Consider the following 23,708-nt stretch of genomic DNA (forward strand, 5'->3'; position numbering starts at 1 on the left):
TAGTGATTGCCTGTCTATTTTTTATGCTATGCATTGTTTTATTAAATTTTTTAGACTTAAATATATTTTTATTTAAATTATTCGTAAATTAATTTATATTTGTAATGCAAATAAAATCAAACATTTATGAAAAAAACTATCCTCATGTTGGGTGCTGTTGCGCTAATCTGCGTTACAGCATGCAAAGAAGACGCCTTAAAAACTGAGCGCGCCAAAACAGAAAGCTCTGTGGGCTCAGAAGAAAAAGTTTCAAACGGATCAGGTGTAACTGTTGACGGAGTACAAGTCCCGAAATTCAGCAACCCTGAAGTTCAGCAGTTTGCCACTGAATACGCAAAGATGGTTTCTGAAATGTCCGCAGCATCAAGAGCAGGAGATGTAGCCAAAAGTCAGGAGCTTACGGCAAAATCGCAGGAGTGGACTGCGAAAAATGCATCTTGGTCAGCCAAAATGACTCCCGAAGATTCTAAACTTTGGACTGATTTCATTACAGAACTTTCTGAAGCTGAAAGAAAGAATTAGTTTTTAATTCTAAAAAAGCAAAGCCTCTTATAAAACAAGTGGCTTTGTTTTTTGTATTATTTTCTGTTGAGAACAGCTTTCGGCAACGGAACATATTCTTTGTCATCTCCCGGAATCAAAGGAAAAGCTTCATAATTCTGATCATTCCAGTCTACTTTTGCTTTGTCGATTAATTCTTTATCTGAATTCACGAAATTCCAGAAGATAAATCGTTCTTCATCAAAAGGCTCACCGCCAAAGAGATAAACCGTCGCATTTTCGCTCATTTCAAACTCACAAAGTTTGGTGTTTTTTGCAATCAGCAATTGTTTCGAACCATACGTATTGCCGTCAGCATTCACGGTTCCGTCCAAAACATACATTGCTGCTTCACCGTAAAGATCCTGTCCGATGCTTATTTTCTGAGCGGTTTTGGTTTTAATTTCAATAAAAAACAATTTGCTGTGAACCGGAACCGGAGATTTTTTTCCAAATGCTTCGCCTGCAATCAATTTAAACTGAACTTCACCTTCTTCCCACACCGGAAGCTGGCTGGCTTCGATGTGATGAAAAGTTGGTTCGGTCTGCTCCAGATGTTTGGGAAGTCCTACCCAGATTTGAAAGCCGTGAAGTTTTTTGTCGGTCGTTCTCAAATATTCCGGTGTTCTTTCTGAATGTACAACGCCTTTACCGGCGGTCATCCAGTTGACGGCGCCAGGTTTTATTTCTAAAGCACTTCCGATGCTGTCTCTGTGAAAAATTGATCCTTCGAGAAGGTAGGTTAAAGTTGAAAGTCCGATATGCGGATGAGCAGGAACGTCAAGATTCTGATAGTCTTTTAATTCCGCTGGTCCCATGTGATCGATAAATACGAAAGGTCCAACTGCTCTTTTTTCACGGAAAGGCAATAATCTTCCGACTAAAAAATTTCCGATGTCTGCTGATTTTTCTTCTATGATAAGTCCGATGTTTGACATGATGGATTTGGTTTTTTTGTTTTTGAATGAAGCTAATTTAATCAAATATTTCTTTTGCTGATTGCTGTTTACGTAAATTTAAATTTTATCGTAACCCTCAAATCTTTCGTCAACAATGCGTTTCCAGTCTGGGTTTTTTCGGATAAATGCAAAAACGTATGGGCAGAATGGAAGCAGTTTTTTACCGCTTTCTTCGATGTACATTAATGTTTTTTCAACAACCGCTGCAGCAGCTCCGGTTCCCGCCAGTTCAGGTTCGGCTTCCGTATGAATGAGAGCAATCTGCTGACTCGTTTCTTTACAGTCAATAAACGCAAAATGACCGTTGTATTCTATTTCAAATCTCTTTTTTTCTTCGTTTTTTACCAATAGGATGTTTTCAAATTCCGGTTTCATGATTTTATATATTTTAAAGGTGTTTAAATGTGATTCTTATTTTTACAAAGCTTTTCGGATAATATGCTTGGATTCTTACCAAAAAACAACCGTTAGAAATTAAAATTAATAATTTAATAGTGATTAATCTTCCAGATACCCGAATTTTCCGGTATTGAAATCTTCAAAAGCCTGCATAATTTCTTCTCTTGAGTTCATAACAAACGGTCCGTGAGGAAAAATCGGTTCATTAATCGGTTCACCGCTGATTATGAGTACAATTGAATCTTCGGTAGCTTCTACGGTAAAGCTTTCGCCGTCATTTTTGAATAAAACAAAATTATTAACCGGCGCTTTTTCTTCTCCATTGATAATGATATTTCCTTCGATAACCAAAGCTGCAGTATTGAAGTTGGCGGGGAAATTAAATTCTGCCTTTCCACCTGATTTCAATTTGGCATTCATCAGATTAATTGGAGTAAAAGTAGATGCCGGACCTCGGTTTTCCTGGAATGATCCGGCGATAACTTCAATGAAACCATTTTCACCCAAATCTACTTTTTTCATTTCTGAATTGGAGATCGCCTGATATTTTGGTTTGCTCATTTTATCTTTTGCCGGAAGATTTACCCAAAGCTGAACCATCTGAAAGATTCCGCCCTGCTTAGACCATTCTTTTTCGTGATATTCTTTATGAAGAATGCCGCTCGCAGCCGTCATCCACTGTACGTCGCCTTCTCCAATGATTCCGCCTCCTCCTGCGCTGTCATGATGTTCAACTTTTCCCTGATAAGCAATCGTTACCGTTTCAAAACCTCTGTGTGGATGTACGCCGACACCTTTTGGTGTTTCGGATGGATTGAAGTGAAATTTTGAGTTATAATCCAACATAATGAACGGATCCATTCTTTTCATATCGAGCTTCTGTGCGCTTGGTATAAAATTATGCACCCTAAAACCATCGCCTACGAATTGAGCAGGCTTTGGTGAAATAATCATTTCTACTTTTTTAGTTGTCATAATATGTCTGTTTTAATTTTAAACAAATTTAGGACAGCAGAAGTGGATTAACGTTGATGTGTGTTAAGTTCGGATTTTGAGTGGGAGGGAAGGAGAGTAAGAGAACGAGAGAGTTTGAGAGTCGGAGAGTTGCTTGGAGTTTAAAAATTTTATATTCTCATACTGTAGACGAATACCCTCAAACGCTTAAATGCTCAAACTCAACCGCTCCTACGATTCGGATTTCATGTTTTTTCCATCTGAGACGTGGAGTCTGCGGAAAACCAGGCTTGATAAGATGGTTAAAATTCCGACGGTGAGAAAGGTGTAGCGGAATGCATTGTGAGTTTCGTGAAGGATGAGTTCCGGGCTGTTTTCGTAAATTTTTAAAACAATTAAACCAAATGCAATTCCAAAACCTATGGCCAACTGCTGGTTCACTGAAATCAGGGAATTCCCGCTGCTGGTCTGGAAATTTCTTAAGTCTGCAATTGAAATTGTATTCATAGAAGTAAACTGAATCGAGTTGAAAAATCCTAAAATAGCGATTACCGGAACGAACCAGAAGATAGAATCATTGATATTGGGAATTGCTAAACAGCAGATTAAAGTTCCGATCACAAAAGTGTTGACCATCAACGTTTTTTTGTAACCGTATTTATTTAAAATCCGGATTACCGATGATTTGCCAAACATTGCAGTTAGGGCCATCGGTGCAATAATCCAACCTGACATTACTGCCGATTGGCCGTAAGCGATCTGAATCATTAAAGGAAGCAGAAGCGGAACGGAACTGATTCCTAATCTTGTTGCAAGATTTCCTACAATTCCAACACGGAATGTACGTACCTGAAATAAATTCAGAGGAAAAATTGGGTTGTTGCCTCTTTTTGCATGTCGGTAATAATAGTAGAGAAACAGAAATCCTAAGATGAAAACTAATAAGACGGGTGTGATATTCTGCATGTCGCCGAACAGTTCCAGTGAAACGGAAAGCAGCAAAGAGGCTGCCGCAAAGATCATAAAACCTTTCAGATCAAAATCGGTGTCACGCGAATTGTAATTCGGCATATATTTTAAACCCAAAACAATTCCTAAAAGTCCAATGGGAATATTAATTAGAAAAATCCAGTGCCAGGAAAGATAATCAACCATGTAACCTCCCACCAACGGACCTAAAACAGGACCAATCAAAGCAGGAACGATGGCGAAGTTCATAGCTTTGAGCAATTCGTTTCGGTTAAAAGTTTTAATTAAAGCTAATTTCCCGACAGGAGTCATTAAACTTCCGCCAACTCCCTGAACGACGCGGGAAATAACCAAATGCGTCAGATTCTGTGAAAGTGCACAAAAGATAGAGCCCAAACTGAAAAGCACCAAAGCGAAAATAAAAACTCTTCTTGTTCCGAAACGGTCTGCCAAAAATCCGCTTGCCGGCATAAAAACGGCTAACGTCAGGACATAACTGATGATGGCGTTCTGCATATTCAGCGGAGATTCATTCAGATCTCTTGCAATTGAGGGTAGGGAAGTATTTAAAATTGTAGAATCCAGCATCTGCATAAAAATAGCAGTTGCTAAAATTAAAGGAAGAACTTTTTTTACGGTTTGGCGGGGAGATATAGTTGTGGGCATGTAATTAAATTATCTTTGAACTTAAATCTTAAGCTTAAAATTTTTAATTATTTGAAGTTACAATTTTCGAACCGATAATTTTCATCTTCAATATAAAAGTTGGCATTATCCCAGAACACATTATTTATTTTTGGTGAAAAATGTTCTTTTAACTTAATAATCGGCCGATCATATTTTGTGACCTGATTTGTAGTGATATCTTCAGACATGAGATAAAAATTACCATAAAAAGTGGCAATAACCTGACTGTCTAAGATATAGTTTTCTTTGTCAATCTGTTTATAGAAATTAAGAAAATATTTTCCGTCAACTTCCTTGTAGGTTTGAATGATTTGATGAAATGTCTGCGAAGGATATTTAGAATTTTTATACTGATGCATTTTTCTTGCGATACAATGTTCATAACGAATCACGGCAAATGTCTCAGTATCTATATAAATCGTTCCAGACGAAGCTTCCGGAGCAGGATAACCATATCCTGTGGAATAAACTCCGGGAGAATTGTTGATGAAGTCAATTTGATACGCTTTCTTACCGTTATATTCGATGACTTTTTTGCTGGTTAAACTATAAGATGAAGTTCGGTATAATACATTGGCTTTACTTAATATAACATCCCGATTAAGCTGTACCCACAAACTTCCAATACCGCTTTCTTTACTTCTTTCGGAATTTTCTGTGTGGCTCTTGTACTGTAAAATTTCACCGAAAATATTTTTCTCAACATTATTGGAGCTGTTTATACCATCTTTATTAAAAATTTCGACTAAAGCTTCTTCGCTGTATTTTAAAATATCTTTTTCATTATAACGCTTGTCGCTTACATAAAATCTCTGATTGTAAGGTGTTTGGATGTAATTATGCTCAACATTATTTTTAGCCTTTTCCAAAATTTCTGTTGCCGACAAAGCTTTCTGACTTTTTAAAACAATCTCTTCAATCTGCGTAGTTTTTTCGGTAGATAATTTTAAATAAATATTGTTTTGAAATTTCAAAGATTCAACACCAATAGAATCATTTTGATAGCCAACTGCAGAAATTATGAGATAATCATTTACTGATGATGATTTCGAAATAGTGAATTCTCCCATTTCATTTGCAACGACACTCTTATTGTTTGACTTAAAGTAAATATCGGCATAGGCGATAGGCTTTTTTGTCTCTCCATCTAAAATTCTCCCTTTTATTTTGTTGGATTCCTTGATCTGAACGTTATTTTCATTAAGTTTTCTGTAAGAGATCATTTCCGGAACAAACATTTTTGGAATGTAATAAATGCCGTCATATACATTTTTCCAGTTTAGTGAAATAGGAAGATAGCCTAAAGTTGACGTGTAAAATTCATCTTTAGAATAGGTTTTAAGATCAATCAAAACGGATGGACTTGCTTTAGAAAACAGATCATATTCCAAACTGTTTTGCGGAGGTGTCAGAATACGCGTTTCTTTGTCATGCATTCCCAAATAATTTCCGGAGTAAGAGGTGAAAGCTAAGGAGTACAGCAGATCTCTGTATTGCTTTTTTAAAATTCCACCGAATGGCAAAGCTTCATTTAATTCATTAATATTCTTAATCGTTTCTTCTAAGGTAACCTCATTATGGCCATTTAATTCTTTTTCTTGCTGATGAAGTTTTTTAAGATATTCAAGACTTACATCAGTAAGTTTAAATGTACTTAGATTGTTGGCGATATGATAATTGGCTGCCCAAAGAATGAGTTTTTCATTTTGTAATTCTTTCTGGAGAAAAGTGAAGTTTTCTGCCATTTGCTGATCTCTTGGGTTCTGAACTGGAAAACTTTCACCATTCAATTTTTTCAGAGTGTAATCTATTTCAGACTTTGAACTTTTAAAAGTCTGCTCAATAACTTTTGTTTTAAAATCTTTATCCTTTATTGAAGCCAATGCTTTGAGGAATTGATCGTAGACAGAGTACATCCTCTCAATCTCAGTGTTATTATTTTTTAAATATTCTAAATCCTGATAAATTAGAGTTTTATCAACAAGCTGATATTCTTTTTCAGAAAAGGAAATATTGTTTCTTCTGAAAACATCTTTTAAATCATTTAAATAGTGTTGCTGAAAAATAGTGCCTTCCTGACAGTCAACGCCCAAGATTTTCATTTCCGGATTCTGTTTCACGTAAGATAGAAGTTCCTGAAAAGCTTTCGTTTCAGACCAGCTGGCAAAGATGCTTTGGTTGTAAGAACTGATATCCGGATTGGAATGATACAATTCCCATGCTTTAAAATTATCATAAAAACCAGCTTCAAATAAAATGGTTTTGAAGTGTTTTTCCTGATGTAGCTTTTTAATCAAATTTACTTTTTCATCAAACACCGCTCCGTCACCATGGGTAGGCTCGCCCAACAAAACGTATTGGTGGCTGTCCGTAATCTGTGCTTGAATTTTTATAGAAGAAAAGGTGGAGATCAGGACAATGGTTAAAATATTTTTCAGCATGAATTGTGTTTCAGATGTGTTTTAGTTAATATTCGTCATTATAACGATGAATGAGAATGTTTCATATCGTTACACTAAAAAAAAACTATTCACAGGCATTTATTAATTCCACTGGGTTTTCAAAATTCTGTAAAAATAATTTCTGCTTTTTATCAAAATTTTCTTTGAATCCTCTGTCGCCAGGATTACCGTCAATACTCATACTGGTGATCCATCCTTCATTGGAAGTATTTTGAAGTCCAAATATCGAAGAAGGTTGTTTTTTGTAATCTTCCCAAACTTTAGCCCATTTTGCAGACGAAGTTTTTATTATGTTGTTTGTACCGAAGTTTCTTTCTGAAATATCATTTGTTTCTTTTGTGATCGATTTCATTTCGTAAATAAATTCGTTTTCGGAATCATTGAGTTTTAAAATCAATCCGGGCAATCCATGAAATTTATAAGGTCCGTCCTGAACGGGAATTTCTGTTGTGAACCAAGCAGTCCATTTTCGGCCGCCAAACTCAGTACTTGCTTTTTGAACAGGATAGCTCAAATAAATATCCTTTTCAGAATTTATTTTCCACTCAAATGTACATTGGTTTTTTACGATGAAAAGTTTGTCGTAAAGCTGTTTTTCAAATAGAACTTCGTTGTTAATGTAATTTTTTAAAACAACATCGTTGAATTTTGACTGACCATATTTGTAGTCAAAGGATAGACTGCCCAATCCTTTTTTCTTAAATTCTTTCAAAGCTATTGTTTTCGTCGAATCATTTTTAAATTTTATATAAGACAGAAATTCAGATGTTTTGTTGTCATGAATTAATAAAGCAAAATCTTCCTGAAGATATTCAGATGCTTTTTTCTGCGGTTTCCATTTGAAATCATAGACTGCTTTGTAAGACTGTGCTGATATAAAAACAGACAAAAAGAAAGAGATAATACTGAATTTAATTTTCATAGAAAGGTGATTTTTTCTGATGTGAATATAAATAAAAACCCCGAAAAAATACTTTTCCGGGGCAGTTATTGTAAGCTGTTAACTTTATTTTCTAGGCTTTTCTACTCCTATCCACGCTTCACCTTCTCTTTTCACCTGGCTTAGTGTGAACGTTTCAAAATCATCTGTTTTATATTCGATGTTGTCTACATTTCGCTCAAATGGCATGATGTAGAAGAAGTCTTTGTCTGTCTTGTCAGCTTTACTTCCTTTTTTCACAGTCGGCATATATTTTTTCTCGAATTTGTATTTTGGTAAATACTGTTTCAGAGAAGCGTAAAATTTCTTGTCTTTTTCGTTTGGAATGATGTCAACGATTTTAAATTCGTCTTTTTTCTTGTCCACCCATAGATAATAGTTGGTTTCTTCCATTGTCTTCTTGTTTAAAGAAGCAAAACCGAAAAATTCTTTTGGTACAAGCTGTTTTATTTTTTCTGCGTCAACTTTAGTGAAATATTCACCCTGAGAAGGATCTACATAAGTTTCCAAATTAAGCAGCAATACCTGATTGTTTTGGAAGTTTTTGTTTTTGAAATACTGGTCTAAAGATAATTCTGCAGTTTTTCTTAATTCTTTTCCTCTTTCATCCAATTTCTTTGTGGGGTTTTGAGGATTTACTTTTTTTACAAAATTATATAAAACCACTGGCTTGATATCCGCAAGGTGAGGGAAGGTTTTCAATTGCTCAGCTTTTACCAACCAGTAATATTGCTGATAGTAATCGTCTTTATCAACGGGTTTTACACTTTTATAGGTAAGCGCAAGTTTTTTAGAATTAAGATATTTTCCATATTTACCTTGTCCAAAAGCGAAGCTTACAGATAGTAAAGCAAATAAAATAGTAATGTTTCTTTTCATTTTACAACAATGATTATTTTAATTTTTCAAATATAATTATTTATTAGATAATAAGTTTAATACTTAGTTAAATTATCTAAATATTATTGATTTTATTGAATAAAAAATCCTGTAAGAATACAGGATTGATAAATTTATTGATTTTAATAAGAAGTTTCATGTACTTTGACGGCTCTTCCGCTGGGGTCATTCATTTTTTTAAACGCTTCGTCCCATTCTAAAGCTATCGGAGTGGAACATGCTACCGAAGGTACCGAAGGTACCGTAGCTGCTGCCGTTTCACTTGGGAAATGTTCTTCGAAAATAGTTCTGTAGCGGTACTCTTCTTTGTTTTGAGGAGTATTTAACGGAAATCTGAATTTTGCATTTGCCATCATTTCATCGGTTACATATTTTTCTGCAACATCTTTCAGAGTGTCAATCCAAGAGTATCCTACGCCGTCTGAGAACTGTTCTTTCTGTCTCCAGGCAATAGATTCGGGTAAAAGATCTTCAAAAGCTTTTCTCAAAACCCATTTTTCTATTTTTCCTTCTGCTTTATTGATCATTTTATCCTGTGGATTTACGTTCATCGCAACATCCATAAATTCCTTATCCAAAAACGGAACACGTCCTTCAATTCCCCAGCTCATCAAAGCTTTATTGGCTCTCAAACAGTCATATAAATGAAGTTTCCCAAGTTTTCTCACGGTTTCGTCATGGAATTCTTTGGCATTTGGAGCTTTATGGAAATATAAATATCCACCAAATAACTCGTCTGCGCCTTCACCTGAAAGAACCATCTTAATTCCCATTGATTTAATCACTCTGGCCAAAAGGTACATCGGCGTGGAAGCTCTGATGGTTGTTACATCATACGTTTCCAAATGATAAATAACATCTCGGATGGCATCAAGGCCTTCCTGAACGGTAAAGTTAACTTCATGATGAACCGATCCGATGTGTTCAGCTGCTTTTTTTGCGGCCGCTAAATCTGGTGAGCCCACCAATCCAACTGCAAAACTGTGTAATCTCGGGTACCATGCTTCCTGTGTGTCTCCACTTTCAACTCTCTGTCTTGCGTACTTTGCAGTCACTGCAGAAATAATGGAAGAGTCTAAACCTCCGGAAAGTAAAACTCCGTAAGGTACATCGCTCATCAACTGTCTGTGCACGGCATCCTCCAGTCCTTTTCTGATCGCTTGAATATCTGTAACGTTATCTTTTACCGCTTCAAAATCTTCCCAATCTCTTTTGTACCATTGTTGAAGTTCTGTTCCTTCAATATTATAAACGTAATGTCCCGGAAGGAAAGTGTCAATCTTTTTGCAGACACCTTCCAACGCTTTCAGTTCAGAAGCGATATAGTAATTTCCATTTTTGTCCCAGCCTTGATAGAGTGGGCAGATTCCCATATGGTCACGGGCAATCAGATAGATGTCGTTTTCAATATCATAGAGTGCGAAAGCGAAAATACCGTTCAGCTTTTCAATAAAATCTTTTCCGTATTTTTGATACAGTGCTAAAATAACTTCGCAGTCAGACTGTGTTTGAAACTCATAATCTGGAAATTCTTCTTTCAGTTCGCGGTGATTGTAAATTTCACCATTTACCGCTAACACTATTTTGCCGTCCTTAGAAAATAAAGGCTGTTTTCCGGAAGTTGGATCAACGATGGCAAGTCTTTCATGAGAAAATAATACTTTTTCATTTTGAAAGACACCACTCCAGTCCGGACCTCTATGACGGATTTTTTTAGACATTTCCAAGACCTGAGATCTTAATATTTCTGTTTGTTGTTTTGCATCAAACAAGCATACGATTCCACACATTTTATTTTTATTTGAAGCTAAATTACGAATTGTGCATAAAATTTAAAATAAAAATTTAATTAAAGTTAATATTTTTAATCAATTCGTTTAAATTAAATAAAAATATCATTTTAGTCGGCGTTTTAGCTATATGATGGATTGATATTTTTCACACGCTTCAGTACAGTGTAAAATCCGTTGAAACAAAAAAAGTTGTAAAATATTGATCTATGATAATTAAATATCCAAATATTTTTCATTCCTTTGTTGCTCGAAATAATTTTTTTTCATCATTTGTGTTTTTACCTCCTTGTAATAATATTGCAAGGAGGTTTTGTTTTTACTCAGATCCAAGTAAAGCACCTGAAATATTCCATGCGCTGAAGCTGGTTCCTTCAGGTTCTCCCTGAGGAATTTTGACCTGAATCGTATGTTTTCCAGCTTTTAAATTTCCCAGCTGAATGTAATTTGGGTTGGTAATGGTTCCCGGGCACCAGTTTGATCTGCTGAGGTCTGATGAAGAAAGTCCATCCGGAAAATTTCCCGATGCAGGATTATACAGACGGTAAGATCCGCAATCGGTTCTCCACGGAGTAAATGAGAAAGTCATTTTTCCATCTAAATAAACAGAATTGGGTTTAGGAATAAATTCGTCACCATTTTCCCAGCCGCCGTGACCAGTTGTGATGTATCTTAATTGCGCATCTTTTAAATCTTTATTTAAAGTAAATTCTACAAATAATCCTTTGTCATTATTAAACATTGTCGCATAATCCTGTCCGGCCATTTCCATAATATTGGTCGTGTTAAACAGCGGAATTACTTTGTTATTTTTGTTGACCATCTGATCACTTTTGTGAATGGTAATGTCTAAACTTATCTTGTGGCCGCCTTTGTCATAATTTCCTATGAAAGTTCCTACCCAGATTTCTTTTTCAGAAAGAGATGGTTTCAGTTCAGTAATGTCCTGTCGAAAAGGACTCACCGTCTGCCATGTTTTATCTTTTAATTCTAAATTATTAAACTTATTGATTCCGAAAGCGGTGAAAAATCTCATCAGTTCTACCGTCGGCTGATAATTTTCGTTTGAAATAATTCCAAAATACTGCTTCCCGTTTCCATTTTCATAAAGCGGCAGAGTCTTTACTCCTTTTTCTAATCCGTCAAAAAATGTCTGTGATTTTTCTTCCGGAATGAAAAATACCGTTCCCGTTCTATCGTATGCATCACCATTGGATTGTTGTTTTAATTCCACAAAAACATTTTCACCCTGAGATATTTTTGGAAATTTAATTTTCTTTAAAATAATCGTTCCGTTTGCAAATCTTTTGATGTTTTCATCAGATTTCGACTGGTCTGAGAAATTGATAATTTCATTTTCAAACACTTTTAATGTCGTAAATCTGCTTTTCCAGAGTAAATCTTTATAGCTTAAAAGATCGGTTGTAGTAGTAGGTCCATTAATGATATTTTCAATCCCGGATTTTTTGATTTTTTTGAGAGATGTGGCTGTCGTCGCAGAGTTTCCGTTTCGTTCGATTTCTAAAACTAAACCTAAATTTTGTCCGAGACTTGACGGCCCGCCTTTCAGTTTCAAATCATTAGTATACCAAACTTCAATGGTGTTTGAGTTGATTTTGGTAACTGCCTGCTTACAGGTGTAGCCCAAAATTTTCTTGGTTTTGCCGGTGAATTCAAAACTTTGTTTAGCAATTGCTTCCGAATCGGAAGTTGAGATGATTTCTCCCGGCTTTAAAAATCCATAAGAAACAATTGTGTTGGAAGGTTTTTCAATTTTGCTGATTTCAAATGGATATTCGTTTTTCTGCTCTTTTGTCTTCAGATTTAAAATGTAATTTTCACTGTCATTCAACCAAACAATGGTTGGGTTTTGATTTGGCTGAACTTTTCCGTTGTAAGAACTTGTATATTGAATTTCGTAGGTCTGCGCGAAATTTAAAACTGATAAAACTGTGAAAAAACTGAGTAGTAATGATCTGATCATGATATCTTGGTGGTTTTTACAAAGGTAAAGTTTTGATTTATTTAATAAAAAAACTACTCCAAAAAATAGAGTAGTTTGTATGTCTTATTTGAAAAAAATTAAGCTAATCTTTCAATCAAAGCCATGTAGAATCCGTCATATCCTTGGCTTGGCATTATCTTTTCGTCTTTGATTAATTTAAAATCAGGGTTGTTTTTCAAAAATTCTGCAACCTGTTCATTGTTTTCTGAAGGAAGAATAGAGCACGTTGCGTACACCATTTTTCCGCCTTTCTTAAGGATTTTAGAATAATCCTGGATGATCTGCTGCTGTTCTTTTTTAATTCTGTCGATGAACGCCTGATCGATTTTCCATTTACTGTCTGGGTTTCTTTTTAAAACTCCCAAACCAGAACACGGCGCATCAATCAAAAGTCGGTCTGCCTTCTCGTGAAGACGTTTAATTACTTTGTTGTCAGAAATTACCCTTGTTTCGATATTGTGAGCTCCAGCTCTTTTTGCACGGCGCTTCAGCTCAGCCAATTTCCATTCGTAAATATCTAATGCGATAATCTGTCCTTTGTTGCCCATTAAAGCTGCTAAGTGAAGCGTTTTTCCACCTGCGCCAGCACATACGTCAACTACTCTCTGGCCTTCTTTTACATCAAGAAAATATCCTATTTTCTGAGACGTTGCATCCTGAACTTCAAACAATCCGTCTTTAAAAGCACTCGTCAGAAAAACATTCTTTTTCTCTTCCAACTGCACAGCATCTGGATAGTTTTTTACGGTGTAAGCAACAACATTTTCATCGGCAAGATCAGAAATCAACTCTTTGGCGGAAGTTTTCAATGAATTTGCTCTTAAAACTGTCGGAGCCTGCTCGTTCAAAGCCTTCATTTCTTTTTCCCATATTGGTCCCAATTCTTTTTCCAAAGTTTCAGCCAACCATTCAGGAATAGAATGTTCGATAGATTTTGTAGGAACGGTTCCTTTTTTCAGTTTGGTCGTGATATCGGCAATTTTGATGCCTTCAAATTCTTCAAATCTTTTGTAGTTGGTTTTACTGTAAAGACAGTAGGCGACAATTAATTTATAAACGTTGTTGGGTTTTACACTTTCGCCCATATAATATTCAAGGCGTCTTTTCCAACGGATAATGTTGTAGAAAATCTCCGAAACAACTGCTCTGTCCTGGCTTCCCCACTTTCTGTGAGCCTTTAAAAGTCTTTCGATTACTTTATCGGCATATTTATTTTTCTCAAAAAAGGTTTCTTGTAAAGCATCGTGAATTCCGATGGCCAAGTTTCTGTGTATTAATTCCATTGTTGCAGTATGCTGTTTGAACTTGCAAAAATACGAATTTAAGTTGAGAGTTAGGAGCTTATACGTATGAGTTATATTAGTAGGAGACTTTGATTTAATTTTCCGGATTAAATCATTTTCAATTTAATATAAATTGATTTTTGATATTGTCTAACTTTCAGTTTGAAACTTGTAATTCAAAAAAATTACCTTTGCAAAAAATAAAAATATGAGTGATGTAGTTATTTGCCCAAAGTGCAGTTCAGAATTTACCTATGAGCAGGATGATTTGATGGTGTGTTCTCAGTGTTTCTACGAATGGAATCCTAAAGAAACTGCTGCTGAAAATGATAATTCAGGAAAAATTCTAGACGCTAACGGAAACGAACTGCAAGACGGAGATTCTGTAGTAGTTGTAAAAGATTTACCGGTAAAAGGCGCTCCGAAACCTGTAAAAGCGGGAACTAAAGTTAGAAACATCCGTTTAAGACCAGACAGCGATCATAATATTGATTGTAAGATTGATGGTTTTGGTTCGATGGCTTTGAAATCAGAGTTTGTAAAGAAAGCGTAGCTGCTTCTGGCGATTGGCCTTTGGCATCTTGCTTACATACGCGATAGTCTAAGGCTAAGTGCCAATAAAAAAAGGAAAAGATTGGACAGTGTAAACTTCCGAGACTTCATTGCTGGAGAAAGCTAATTTCAGTCTATTGGGTGGAAGAGAATTGAACCAAAAGTTTCCTTATGTTGTTGCTGATTCAAATGTAATAATAATATTGAAAATCAGACAGATAAAAATAATTTATTTATCCACAAACTAACAGTAAGGGTGCTGACAATATGTTAATTATTGGAATGATATTTTCAGAGATCCGCTGATCTTTTCTTTGGTATGAATGATCAGTTTTTTATTTTTTGAATTCAATTTATTCCAGTAATGATTTCCTGCAAATCGGCTTTCTAAAACTTCCGCGTCGGCACCAATTTCTGAAATCTTAATCTGCTGCGGGTAATATGCAAAATTTGAAATTTCAAAATCTCTCATTTCAGATTCAGAAAAAATATTGACCTCGCCGAAAAGTTTGGCAACGTAAACGTTGTATGGGTTTTGATATGTTTCTTCCGGAGGATCATTCTGTATCAATCTTCCGCTTTCCAAAATGACAATCTGGTCTAGCCACGGAATGATATCCTGTAATTCGTGAGTAGATATAATCAGAGAAATATTTTTTTCCTTTACGTATCTGAAAAGCTTTTCCCGAAGTTCAATTTTTCGTGCGTAATCGAGATGGCTGAAAGGTTCATCCAGCAAAAGTAATTTAGGTAAGACAGAGAGCGCTCTTGCAATGGCAACTCTTTGTTTTTGTCCGCCACTCAGGTTTTTCGGCAATACATTGGCGTATTCTACCAACCCTACAACTTCTAGAAGTTCATAGACTGTTTCTTTTTTCTTGGCTAAATTAATATTAGAGAGAAATTTCCCCACGTTGTCAGCTACGGTTGCATAAGGCATCAGGTCAAAATTCTGCGCTACAAATTTCATTTCTGCTTCTCCGGGAACGAGATTTCCTTTTGGTCCCATCAGTTTTGTGCCTTCAAATATAATTTCGCCCTGGTCCCAATTGAGAAGACCGTAGATCAGGCTTAGCAATGTAGATTTTCCGCAGCCGCTTTCACCAGCCAATGCAATTATTTTTCCTTCATCCAGTTTGAGGTTGAAGTTCTGGAACAAAGGCTTTTCCTTTGTGTGTGAAAAATACAAATTGTTTATCTCTAGTAGCATAAGGCAAAAATACGGTTTTTAGAAAACACTGGCATATTTTTAGTAATTTAGCAGTGACTTAAAATTTACTTATAATGCAAAGAAAATTATTTTCCCTGGCTATTCCTGCGCTTTTTGCTGCCGTTGTAGCTGTTTCGTGTCAGAAAGAAAAACCGGTTGCGAGCGATGGTAATGAGGTGACGACTACAAAAGACGGAAACCAATACGTACTGGATACTTTGAACAGTAGAGTGGAGTGGAAGGGATATAAAGTTTTTAAATCTGAAAACACCAGTCATTTCGGAAAGATTACTTTTGAAAGTGGTGATGTGACTGTAAAAGAAGGGAAGCTGGAAAGCGGGAAATTTGTTGCAGACATGAATTCTTTAACGTCTGAAGATCTTAAAGATGACGCTGAAAAATTAAATAAATTGAATGGTCACCTAAAGAGCGGAGATTTCTTCGAAACTGAAAAATTTCCAACGGCTTCTTATGAAATTACGAAAGTGACTCCATCTGCAGAAGGTGATTATAATACGCTTTTGGATGGTAATTTGACGATTAAAGGTATTTCAAAACCTGTTCAGTTTAAAGCAAATGTTTCAGTAAATGATGGTGTGGCAAGTATTGCAACAGAGCCCAAAGATATTATGAGAGAAGAATTTGGCGTTAAATTTCAGAGTCCTGCTGAAAATGGTGTGATCAAAGATGAGGTGAGTCTTCAGATTAATGTGAAAGCATTAGAAAAGAAGTAATTGAGCTTATATTTAAATATAATGAAAAGGGCGATTTTATTACTCAGTATATTTTGCTTCCTCTTTTTACTTGGGATGATCGTGCTGTCTTATTTCGCTTATTCTAACAATATTATTCAGTTTGCAGTAGAACTTTTTACAATTCCTGTCATTTTATCCGTTGGTTTTGCATTTGTCTTTAGCTTAATCAATGTTCTTAAAAGAAAAAATGAATATCAGTTGATTTTAGTATTAAATAGTCTCACTCTGTTAATGATTGTCTTTGCAACCATTGCGGATTACAACTAAATAATTTTTGTGAAAAAAATATATACGTGATTCTAATGATTTTAGATATTCTTCTTCATCAATTTTCATATATGGCTATCTTCAATGATCACTCATTCAATATACCACCTATCAGAAAAAAGCAAAGGTGATTTCTAAAAAAATATTACAATCTGTCTAAATGAGTGATTTTTTTATGATGAATTCAAAACTTTTTTAATTGGAAAACCTTATTTTTGCAGATACATTTTTGAAAGGGTTAAAACAATGACAGAAAAGATAGAAGAATTACTGATCGAAGTAAACGGCTTCAGCGCAACATCCAAAGATGAGATTGAGAACTTCAGAATCAAGTATAATGGTAAAAAAGGGGTTTTAAATGATTTCTATGAATCATTGAAGACGGTTCCTAACGACCAGAAAAAAGATTTTGGACAGAAAATCAATTCTTTGAAGCAGGCTGTGGCTGCCAAGTTGGAAGATTTTAAAGCGTCTTCTGAATCTTCTGTAATTCTTGAAAAGGAAGACCTTACAAGACCTGCTTTTCCTTTAGATTTAGGTTCCAGACATCCAATTAATTTGGTGAAGAACAGAATTATCGATATTTTTAAATCTATCGGTTTTGCTGTTGCAGACGGACCTGAGATTGAAGACGACTGGCACAACTTTACAGCATTGAACTTACCGGAATATCACCCGGCGAGAGATATGCAGGATACTTTTTTCATCGAGCAGAATCCTGATATTTTGTTGAGAACACATACATCATCGGTTCAGATTCGTTATATGGAGGAAAATCAGCCACCAATCAGAATTTTATCTCCGGGAAGAGTGTTCAGAAACGAAGCCGTTTCTTCCCGTTCTCACTGTATTTTCCATCAGATTGAAGGTTTATATATTGATGAGAAGGTGAGTTTTGCAGATTTAAAGCAGACAATTCAGTTTTTTACCACAGAACTTTTCGGAAAGTCAAAAATCAGAATGAGACCTTCTTACTTTCCTTTTACCGAGCCAAGTGCAGAGATTGATGTGTATTGGGGATTAAACTCAGAGACCGATTACAGAATCACAAAAGGAACGGGATGGCTGGAAATTATGGGTTGTGGAATGGTAGATCCAGCAGTTTTGAAAAACGTGAATATTGATTCTGAAAAATATTCAGGTTATGCTTTCGGAATGGGAATTGAGAGAATTACAATGCTTCTTTATCAAATGAGCGACATCAGGATGTTCTTCGAAAATGATATACGTACACTAGAACAATTTAAGTCATTATAATCGATTTATAATTAAAATAAATTCAAATCCTGTAAATCTAATTTTTACAGGATTTTTTTATACATTTAGAAGATAATTTACACAAAGAATGTCTAAGAAATCGCTGAGTTTTAAACTGAGGAAAATTGTTCTTTTCTCGCTCATCACTTGTATCTTACTGATACAGATTACCATTGCTGGATTTTTTTACAACGAATTTATCAACAGAAAAAATCTCACCTTTATTGAAAATCAGCTTAAAGAAGTTCACCTACTAGAGAATCTGACTGATGATTCGAGAAAAGAATTAATCACTGCACAGGATAATTTCCAAAAATATGTGATGAGTCAGGATGAGGAATATCTCAAATCTTACTTCAACTCTGTCAATAAACTCACCAAAAATTTAGACAGTATTAATCAGTATAAATATCAAAATCCCAGACTGAAAAGTATTTTTGCTTCTCATAAAAAAGAGGCTGGAGAAACCAAAAACCTGAAGTTGTTGGTAGATTCTACATATCAGTTTTCAACAAATTCAAATTTCATTGCGCGTGAGGAACTGCCAAAAGCCGTAAAGTATAACCTGAAATATGATTTTGATAAGTTTGAGGTTCAGACCAAGACATTTTCAGATACCATAAAGAAAAAAGGGCTGTTCGGCCGGTTGGGTGATGCTATTTCCGGCAAGGAGAATGTGCGTAAAGACAGTGTCGTCGTTACGGTAAAAGGCGGAAAGCCATTGGATGTTCCTACAATTAAAGGCGAAGTTGACAGTATCGTTAATTCAATTAATAATCATTATTCTAAAGAAATTCAGAAAATTCAGCTGAGTGTAACCAAAAATAAAGATAACAGCGGTAAATTTTACACAACCTTCAGTAATCTGTTGATTTACAGTAATCAGTTGATGAGTATTTATGAATTCGCTGTCAAAGATTCGAAGGCAGACTTAGAAAAAGAATATGCTGAACAAAATTCAGAAAGTAATAAAATACGAAGGTATTTGGTTTTGGGACTGATGTCTTTAATGTTTATTGTTTCTGTACTGATTATGTACTTTACAAGAATAGCTTTTATATATGAAAGAAAACTGAATGCTGCCAATCAGCAGATCAGTGAAAACCTGAACTTTAAAAACAGAATCCTGGGAATGCTGAGCCACGAGCTGAGATCGCCTTTAAAAATTATTGGAATTTTCATCAACAGAATCAATAAAAAGACGAGTGATGAAAGTATTAAAGAATATTTGAAATCCATAAGTTTTACCAATAATACTTTGCTGATGCAGGCCAATCAGATTTTGGAGTATACTAAAAATCAGCATGTTGAAAATAAGTTAATTCCTGTGGTTTTTAATCTTAAAAATGAAATAGATTCAATTTTAACATCGATTGAACCATACATAGAAACGAGAAATAATAAGTTTGTCATTCAAGAAAATATAGATCCGAATATTGTGGTTTTTTCTGATAACACCAAGATCAATCAGGTTTTCATGAATATTCTGGGTAATGCCAATAAATTTACAGAAAACGGACAAATCACTGTAGACACTTCTGCCGAAAGGAAGGATGAAAATACAGTTACCTTAACAACAAGAATCAGTGATACAGGTGCCGGAATTTCAAAATCCGATTTAGAAAAAATATTTGAACCGTATTATCAGGGAGTCTTGTCAAATGAAGTAGAAAATTTAGGAGCAGGATTAGGACTGAGTCTGTGTAAAGAAATTGTAGAACTATATGGTGGAACTATTTCTGTAGACAGCGAAAAAAATGAAGGAACAACAGTTTCATTCGTTATTAATTTAAAATTAAATCAATGAGTTTATCAGATGAAAAGTCTTTAACGTTTTTGCTTGCAGACGATCACAGCCTAATCAGGCAGGGACTTTTGTTTGTGATTGAAGATATTTCAACAGACAGCAATATTTTTCAGGCGTCTACTTTGCAGCAGGTTTTAGAGGTCGTCAAAACGAAGGAGATTGATATTGCGATCATCGATGCTCATTTTCCTGACGGTAACAGTCTTTCGATTTTACCTGAGATCAGAAGTTTAAAACCTGAAATTAAGATTTTGATTTTTACAGGAATTGACGAAACTACACAGGCTTTAAAATATATTAATGCAGGCGCTAACGGTTTCCTCAGCAAGATGAGTGAGGAAGATGAAATAGAAAATGCATTGAAAAATATGATGCAGTTCGGCGAATATCTTTCTCCGGTTACGCAACGTTTATTATTGAGTTCTCTGAGAAATCCAAATATGGCAAATCCTATATCGCGGCTGACGGAAAGGGAACTTCAGATCGCAAAATTGTACACTGAGGGCTTTGGTAATCTGGAAATTGCCAATCAACTGGATGTAAAACAGAATACCATCAGCACAGTTAAAAAAAGAATTTTTGAAAAGCTTGAAATTGATAATATTGTTGAACTCATTCAGTTAATGAATGCCAATAAATAGCATTACTGAATCCTAAATATCATCATCTCAATTTTACAGAATAATAACAAACAGAATCATCGCCGGTTCTGTTTTTTGTAGATAAATATCTACAGACTGAGCGATATATATCTAAGCTGTTTATGCTAAATGTATTTCTATATGTTGGTATTTTTGTATCAAGATAATAGATTATTTAATCATATCTGAAAAATAATGTGAGGTTTGGTTCAAAAAGCACAAATGATGAAATTTCAAACGTCATATTAAAACACAAATGATGAAAACAAAGTGTCAAAATACTGAGCCGAAAGGCTCGGTATAAGATACTAAAAAATGAAACACAAATTCATGTTGGCTTAAAAGCCACAAATGATGATTTTTTATATAACCAAGCACCAATGATGAAAAATTCGAGTGTCGGAAGCAGAGCCGAAAGGCTCTGCGAAAGATACTTGAAAACAGAAACACAAATTTTAAAGATTCTAAAAACACAAATGATGAATCCTTTAGTATAATTACAAACTCAGAGTTTGTTACCGATACAAGGAAAGGCCAAAGCAAGAATATTGTTTTGGCCTACTTTTTTTACAGCAATCTTGAATATTAACCGTTACTCATTACAATCCCTGGTTATGCATCGCCCGGTAGAATTGCTGTACAATTTAACGCATGAAGCACTGATATCATAGATGATCATTCCATCTTTAGGATCAGTGATTAAAGCTGAATTCTGAATTCTTGTAATGACGAATCCTTTCTGATTAGATTCCAAAGCAACGAATCCGTTGGGAATATTTTCCGGCCATTGAGGCAACTTAATCTTTTGGGTAGAAATCCCCAGTTTCGTAGGGGTACCAATTCCTGTAGTCTGAGGTTTGGTACAGTGTTTAAAGATGGTTAAAATAATATTGGCTACATTACTTTGTAGACCTGCTGTATCAAAAATAGTATAGCCTGTCACCGGAACACTTCCTATAAAACCTGTTTGAGGAGTAAAGGTAAGCAGTCCCGAATTGTTTAAACTCCAGGTTCCTGTTCCTGTTACCGTAAATCCTTTCACATTACCACCCACTACAACAATTGATGTGGCATTAGGCGGAGGTAAAAGATTAATGGAAGATGCTACTACCGATCCCGCGTTAGGATCGACGTCATTGGATGTGAGATTTATAGTTATGGGTTTGTTTTTTTCTCCACCCTGAATGTCATTATTCGCAGTAGGCGGTTGATTGATACCGAAATTTTGATTCTGAATGGCAACATCATTCAAGGTGACATTGATCTGGTTATCGGTATTGTTGTCAGTGGCTCCCACAATGGTAAATCCTGCAGGTGTCTGCAGTTCTATCCTGTAATTTCCCGGAAAAACACTGGAAAAAATAAATACCCCGTTGGCCGCTGTGGTAACTGTATTCACCAAAACATTCGATGCGTTGTAAAGTCTAACCGTCGCTCCCGCATATCCATTTCCATCCGGAGTTCCTGCGTTATTGTCATTAAAAACAGTTCCGGAAATAGACTGCATAACTCCCATTGATGCTTTGTTGTAAGCTGTAAAAGCAATATCACTTACTCCAGAAAACTTCTGGATAAAGTATCTTACTGAGGTGGCATTAGAAACGGTGATTCCGAAATCACTCCAGTCAAAAGCCATCATTCTCAAAGGTCTGGTTCCGTATAATCCTGCCTGATAGGTTGGAGTAGGGTTGGCAGGACTGTAAAATTTGAACGCACCGTTCGCCATAGCAGGAATCGAGGTTGAGAAATTAATATTAACTGCATTACCAACAAGAGTATTAGCCATATTGGTAAAGCTGTAATTGTCATTGGCATCACTTACCTGACCAACCTGTGTAAAAATAATATCGGGAACACTGTCACCAATTGATGCAGGGTTAATGTCAGAAATCTGATACTGAATTTGGGTAGAAGAAGGAAAATTAAATATGGCAGTGCCTATATCTAAACCCTGTGCTCCATCCGTAATGTAGGATAAGAGATTATTGTTGACAGGTACAGGGCTCACGTTTCCGTCACCACCACCATAGCTGCTGGCTACACCAATATAGGTGCTGCTACTCGGACTTGGCGAAGAAGTTGCCGGAAAAGCCTGAAATACCTGAGGAGAAAATCCGACAGTGTTGGCTGTCAGTTTGCCGTCATTTACTCCCGTGGAATAGTTGGTCCCATTCCATGAGAATGCTAAAAGATTATGGCTTGTATTGGGAGCTACCGAGTTGTTGGTCTGGGAATCCCAAAAGTTATTATAATCTGTATAAATTCTGGTAATGCCCTGTCCGAAAATAAGTTCTGAACAACAGAATAAGAAGACAATAAGAAAGTCTCTTATGGATTTTTTTTTAATCATCATTTGTTTTTTTATGGTTTTGATTTATTTAAATCAAATCATAATGCAAATATATCAAAATGTATAGATAGGGATAAGGACAGAAATGTTAAATTTTTAATTGCTCAAAAAAAACATAAGTAATTAAATAACTTTTGCAGGGATCGTCTAAGTTTGTGGTAAAAAAAATGCCGGTCAGAATTGCCGGCACTAAATTTATTTTTTATTTGATGAACTTCAGTGGATACTTCACATTTTTATAATCATCAAGACTCGCTTTTAAGGAACCTACAGCAAGTTCTGCTTTTAAGAGCAAAGGGATGTGATTATTATCATTGGAAACCCACATCGTAACGCCTTCTTTTTCTTTAAAAACGCGGCCGCTTTTCACAGATGGAATAATTTTTAACGCACTGATCGTCCCGAATTTTGTCTTTAAATTTTCTGTTCCCACCACTTTCAGCTGAAACGGAAACATTTCATCATCGATCCAGACATTCATATTAAATACAGTTCCCGTTCTAAGTTCTGAAGGGGTTTTGCTTCGTAAAAAATAAAAACATGAAAGCATATCCTGAACTCCTTTTACAGACTTTATGGTCTTAGAGCCATTGGCAGGAGTTTTTTTGTCTGTTAAAACCAAGGTATGATTATCGTGATTGAATACAGTCTGGAAATGCTGTGAATAACCTCCTTCTTTTACATTTCTTACATAATAACTGGGAAGTTCTGTCTGCATATTGATATAACTTTCATATAGATCTTCAACTTTAAAAAATGCTTTCACAGCGCCGGTGGTTGAGCCTGTACCTTTTACATACAGGTGAGGAACACCTTTGTAGTTTGTTTTTTTTGCGGTAAGATTTGCTGATCCTGCAGTTAGAAAACCGTAATGAATTCGAAGTGTTAAAGATTCTCCATCACTAATATTTGTGATCTGACCCTGACCGAAAAAGAATACAAATATTGCCGTTATATACAGTAATTTCTTCATAATTTAAA

General features: G+C 35.5%; 19 protein-coding genes. 6 read left to right on the forward strand and 13 right to left on the reverse strand.

Going from position 1 to position 23,708, the window contains the following annotated elements:
* Positions 1-126 precede the first annotated feature (126 nt).
* A complete protein-coding gene (locus OMO38_RS11680) occupies positions 127-522 on the forward strand; it encodes a hypothetical protein (protein WP_264750352.1) in 396 nt (131 codons plus the stop codon).
* 56 nt (positions 523-578) lie between these two features.
* Here OMO38_RS11680 and OMO38_RS11685 read toward each other — a convergent pair whose 3' ends face one another.
* The 10 genes from OMO38_RS11685 to OMO38_RS11730 form a co-directional block, all read right to left on the reverse strand.
* Complete coding sequence (locus OMO38_RS11685; RefSeq protein ID WP_264750353.1) at positions 579-1,478, reverse strand: pirin family protein; 900 nt, start codon at positions 1,476-1,478, stop codon at positions 579-581.
* Between the two features lie 78 nt (positions 1,479-1,556).
* Complete coding sequence (locus tag OMO38_RS11690; protein ID WP_264750354.1) at positions 1,557-1,874, reverse strand: GNAT family N-acetyltransferase; 318 nt, start codon at positions 1,872-1,874, stop codon at positions 1,557-1,559.
* A gap of 123 nt (positions 1,875-1,997) precedes the next feature.
* The gene (locus tag OMO38_RS11695) at positions 1,998-2,873 is read right to left on the reverse strand and encodes a pirin family protein (protein WP_264750355.1); all 876 of its coding nucleotides are present in this window, start codon (positions 2,871-2,873) and stop codon (positions 1,998-2,000) included.
* Between the two features lie 210 nt (positions 2,874-3,083).
* Positions 3,084-4,487, reverse strand: a complete 1,404-nt coding sequence (locus OMO38_RS11700) for an MFS transporter (RefSeq protein ID WP_264750356.1) — start codon at positions 4,485-4,487, stop codon at positions 3,084-3,086.
* Positions 4,488-4,534: 47 nt separating this feature from the next.
* Positions 4,535-6,949, reverse strand: coding sequence for an erythromycin esterase family protein (locus OMO38_RS11705; RefSeq protein ID WP_264750357.1), 2,415 nt, complete (start codon positions 6,947-6,949; stop codon positions 4,535-4,537).
* A gap of 85 nt (positions 6,950-7,034) precedes the next feature.
* Entirely contained in the window at positions 7,035-7,892 is an 858-nt protein-coding gene (locus tag OMO38_RS11710; RefSeq protein ID WP_264750358.1) for a GLPGLI family protein, read from the reverse strand.
* Between the two features lie 84 nt (positions 7,893-7,976).
* Positions 7,977-8,789 (reverse strand): hypothetical protein, encoded by an 813-nt coding sequence (locus tag OMO38_RS11715; RefSeq protein WP_264750359.1) that lies wholly within the window; start codon positions 8,787-8,789, stop codon positions 7,977-7,979.
* A 143-nt stretch (positions 8,790-8,932) separates the two neighbouring features.
* Entirely contained in the window at positions 8,933-10,600 is a 1,668-nt protein-coding gene (gene asnB, locus OMO38_RS11720) for an asparagine synthase B (RefSeq protein ID WP_264750360.1), read from the reverse strand.
* Between the two features lie 319 nt (positions 10,601-10,919).
* Entirely contained in the window at positions 10,920-12,584 is a 1,665-nt protein-coding gene (locus OMO38_RS11725; RefSeq protein WP_264750361.1) for a GLPGLI family protein, read from the reverse strand.
* 98 nt (positions 12,585-12,682) lie between these two features.
* A complete protein-coding gene (locus OMO38_RS11730) occupies positions 12,683-13,888 on the reverse strand; it encodes an RsmB/NOP family class I SAM-dependent RNA methyltransferase (protein ID WP_264750362.1) in 1,206 nt (401 codons plus the stop codon).
* 208 nt (positions 13,889-14,096) lie between these two features.
* Between OMO38_RS11730 and OMO38_RS11735 the strand changes: the two genes are divergently transcribed.
* Complete coding sequence (locus OMO38_RS11735; protein WP_264750363.1) at positions 14,097-14,441, forward strand: zinc ribbon domain-containing protein YjdM; 345 nt, start codon at positions 14,097-14,099, stop codon at positions 14,439-14,441.
* A gap of 273 nt (positions 14,442-14,714) precedes the next feature.
* Here the strand turns inward: OMO38_RS11735 and OMO38_RS11740 are convergent, their stop codons facing one another.
* Positions 14,715-15,650, reverse strand: a complete 936-nt coding sequence (locus tag OMO38_RS11740; RefSeq protein ID WP_264750364.1) for a sulfate/molybdate ABC transporter ATP-binding protein — start codon at positions 15,648-15,650, stop codon at positions 14,715-14,717.
* Between the two features lie 74 nt (positions 15,651-15,724).
* Between OMO38_RS11740 and OMO38_RS11745 the strand changes: the two genes are divergently transcribed.
* The 4 genes from OMO38_RS11745 (at position 15,725) to OMO38_RS11760 (ending at position 20,377) form a co-directional block, all read left to right on the forward strand.
* Entirely contained in the window at positions 15,725-16,384 is a 660-nt protein-coding gene (locus OMO38_RS11745) for a YceI family protein (protein WP_264750365.1), read from the forward strand.
* A gap of 534 nt (positions 16,385-16,918) precedes the next feature.
* Positions 16,919-17,929: a phenylalanine--tRNA ligase subunit alpha gene (gene pheS, locus OMO38_RS11750; RefSeq protein ID WP_264750366.1), complete on the forward strand. Its 1,011-nt coding sequence runs from the start codon at positions 16,919-16,921 to the stop codon at positions 17,927-17,929.
* Positions 17,930-18,017: 88 nt separating this feature from the next.
* The gene (locus OMO38_RS11755) at positions 18,018-19,736 is read left to right on the forward strand and encodes a sensor histidine kinase (RefSeq protein WP_264750367.1); all 1,719 of its coding nucleotides are present in this window, start codon (positions 18,018-18,020) and stop codon (positions 19,734-19,736) included.
* Positions 19,733-20,377 (forward strand): response regulator, encoded by a 645-nt coding sequence (locus OMO38_RS11760; RefSeq protein ID WP_264750368.1) that lies wholly within the window; start codon positions 19,733-19,735, stop codon positions 20,375-20,377. Before OMO38_RS11755 ends, OMO38_RS11760 begins: the two co-directional genes overlap by 4 nt.
* A 592-nt stretch (positions 20,378-20,969) precedes the next feature.
* Here OMO38_RS11760 and OMO38_RS11765 read toward each other — a convergent pair.
* Together OMO38_RS11765 and OMO38_RS11770 are read right to left on the reverse strand one after the other, a co-directional pair.
* Positions 20,970-22,730 (reverse strand): SdrD B-like domain-containing protein, encoded by a 1,761-nt coding sequence (locus tag OMO38_RS11765; RefSeq protein WP_264750369.1) that lies wholly within the window; start codon positions 22,728-22,730, stop codon positions 20,970-20,972.
* 199 nt (positions 22,731-22,929) lie between these two features.
* Positions 22,930-23,700: a DUF3108 domain-containing protein gene (locus OMO38_RS11770; protein ID WP_264750370.1), complete on the reverse strand. Its 771-nt coding sequence runs from the start codon at positions 23,698-23,700 to the stop codon at positions 22,930-22,932.
* Positions 23,701-23,708: the final 8 nt, after the last annotated feature.

It is taken from the genome of Chryseobacterium kimseyorum (assembly GCF_025971945.1).
Classification (GTDB): Bacteria; Bacteroidota; Bacteroidia; order Flavobacteriales; family Weeksellaceae; genus Chryseobacterium; species Chryseobacterium kimseyorum.

What these genes read in the sequence shown, in the direction of transcription:
- OMO38_RS11745 (WP_264750365.1), top strand. Translation starts at nt 15,725, where the DNA reads ATGCAAAGAAAATTATTTTCCCTGGCTATTCCTGCGCTTTTTGCTGCC.
- OMO38_RS11765 (WP_264750369.1), bottom strand. Translation starts at nt 22,730, where the DNA reads ATGATGATTAAAAAAAAATCCATAAGAGACTTTCTTATTGTCTTCTTA.
- OMO38_RS11680 (WP_264750352.1), top strand. Translation starts at nt 127, where the DNA reads ATGAAAAAAACTATCCTCATGTTGGGTGCTGTTGCGCTAATCTGCGTT.
- OMO38_RS11770 (WP_264750370.1), bottom strand. Translation starts at nt 23,700, where the DNA reads ATGAAGAAATTACTGTATATAACGGCAATATTTGTATTCTTTTTCGGT.
- pheS (WP_264750366.1), top strand. Translation starts at nt 16,919, where the DNA reads ATGACAGAAAAGATAGAAGAATTACTGATCGAAGTAAACGGCTTCAGC.
- OMO38_RS11725 (WP_264750361.1), bottom strand. Translation starts at nt 12,584, where the DNA reads ATGATCAGATCATTACTACTCAGTTTTTTCACAGTTTTATCAGTTTTA.
- OMO38_RS11705 (WP_264750357.1), bottom strand. Translation starts at nt 6,949, where the DNA reads ATGCTGAAAAATATTTTAACCATTGTCCTGATCTCCACCTTTTCTTCT.
- OMO38_RS11740 (WP_264750364.1), bottom strand. Translation starts at nt 15,650, where the DNA reads ATGCTACTAGAGATAAACAATTTGTATTTTTCACACACAAAGGAAAAG.
- OMO38_RS11755 (WP_264750367.1), top strand. Translation starts at nt 18,018, where the DNA reads ATGTCTAAGAAATCGCTGAGTTTTAAACTGAGGAAAATTGTTCTTTTC.
- asnB (WP_264750360.1), bottom strand. Translation starts at nt 10,600, where the DNA reads ATGTGTGGAATCGTATGCTTGTTTGATGCAAAACAACAAACAGAAATA.
- OMO38_RS11695 (WP_264750355.1), bottom strand. Translation starts at nt 2,873, where the DNA reads ATGACAACTAAAAAAGTAGAAATGATTATTTCACCAAAGCCTGCTCAA.
- OMO38_RS11685 (WP_264750353.1), bottom strand. Translation starts at nt 1,478, where the DNA reads ATGTCAAACATCGGACTTATCATAGAAGAAAAATCAGCAGACATCGGA.
- OMO38_RS11715 (WP_264750359.1), bottom strand. Translation starts at nt 8,789, where the DNA reads ATGAAAAGAAACATTACTATTTTATTTGCTTTACTATCTGTAAGCTTC.
- OMO38_RS11710 (WP_264750358.1), bottom strand. Translation starts at nt 7,892, where the DNA reads ATGAAAATTAAATTCAGTATTATCTCTTTCTTTTTGTCTGTTTTTATA.
- OMO38_RS11700 (WP_264750356.1), bottom strand. Translation starts at nt 4,487, where the DNA reads ATGCCCACAACTATATCTCCCCGCCAAACCGTAAAAAAAGTTCTTCCT.
- OMO38_RS11760 (WP_264750368.1), top strand. Translation starts at nt 19,733, where the DNA reads ATGAGTTTATCAGATGAAAAGTCTTTAACGTTTTTGCTTGCAGACGAT.
- OMO38_RS11730 (WP_264750362.1), bottom strand. Translation starts at nt 13,888, where the DNA reads ATGGAATTAATACACAGAAACTTGGCCATCGGAATTCACGATGCTTTA.
- OMO38_RS11690 (WP_264750354.1), bottom strand. Translation starts at nt 1,874, where the DNA reads ATGAAACCGGAATTTGAAAACATCCTATTGGTAAAAAACGAAGAAAAA.
- OMO38_RS11735 (WP_264750363.1), top strand. Translation starts at nt 14,097, where the DNA reads ATGAGTGATGTAGTTATTTGCCCAAAGTGCAGTTCAGAATTTACCTAT.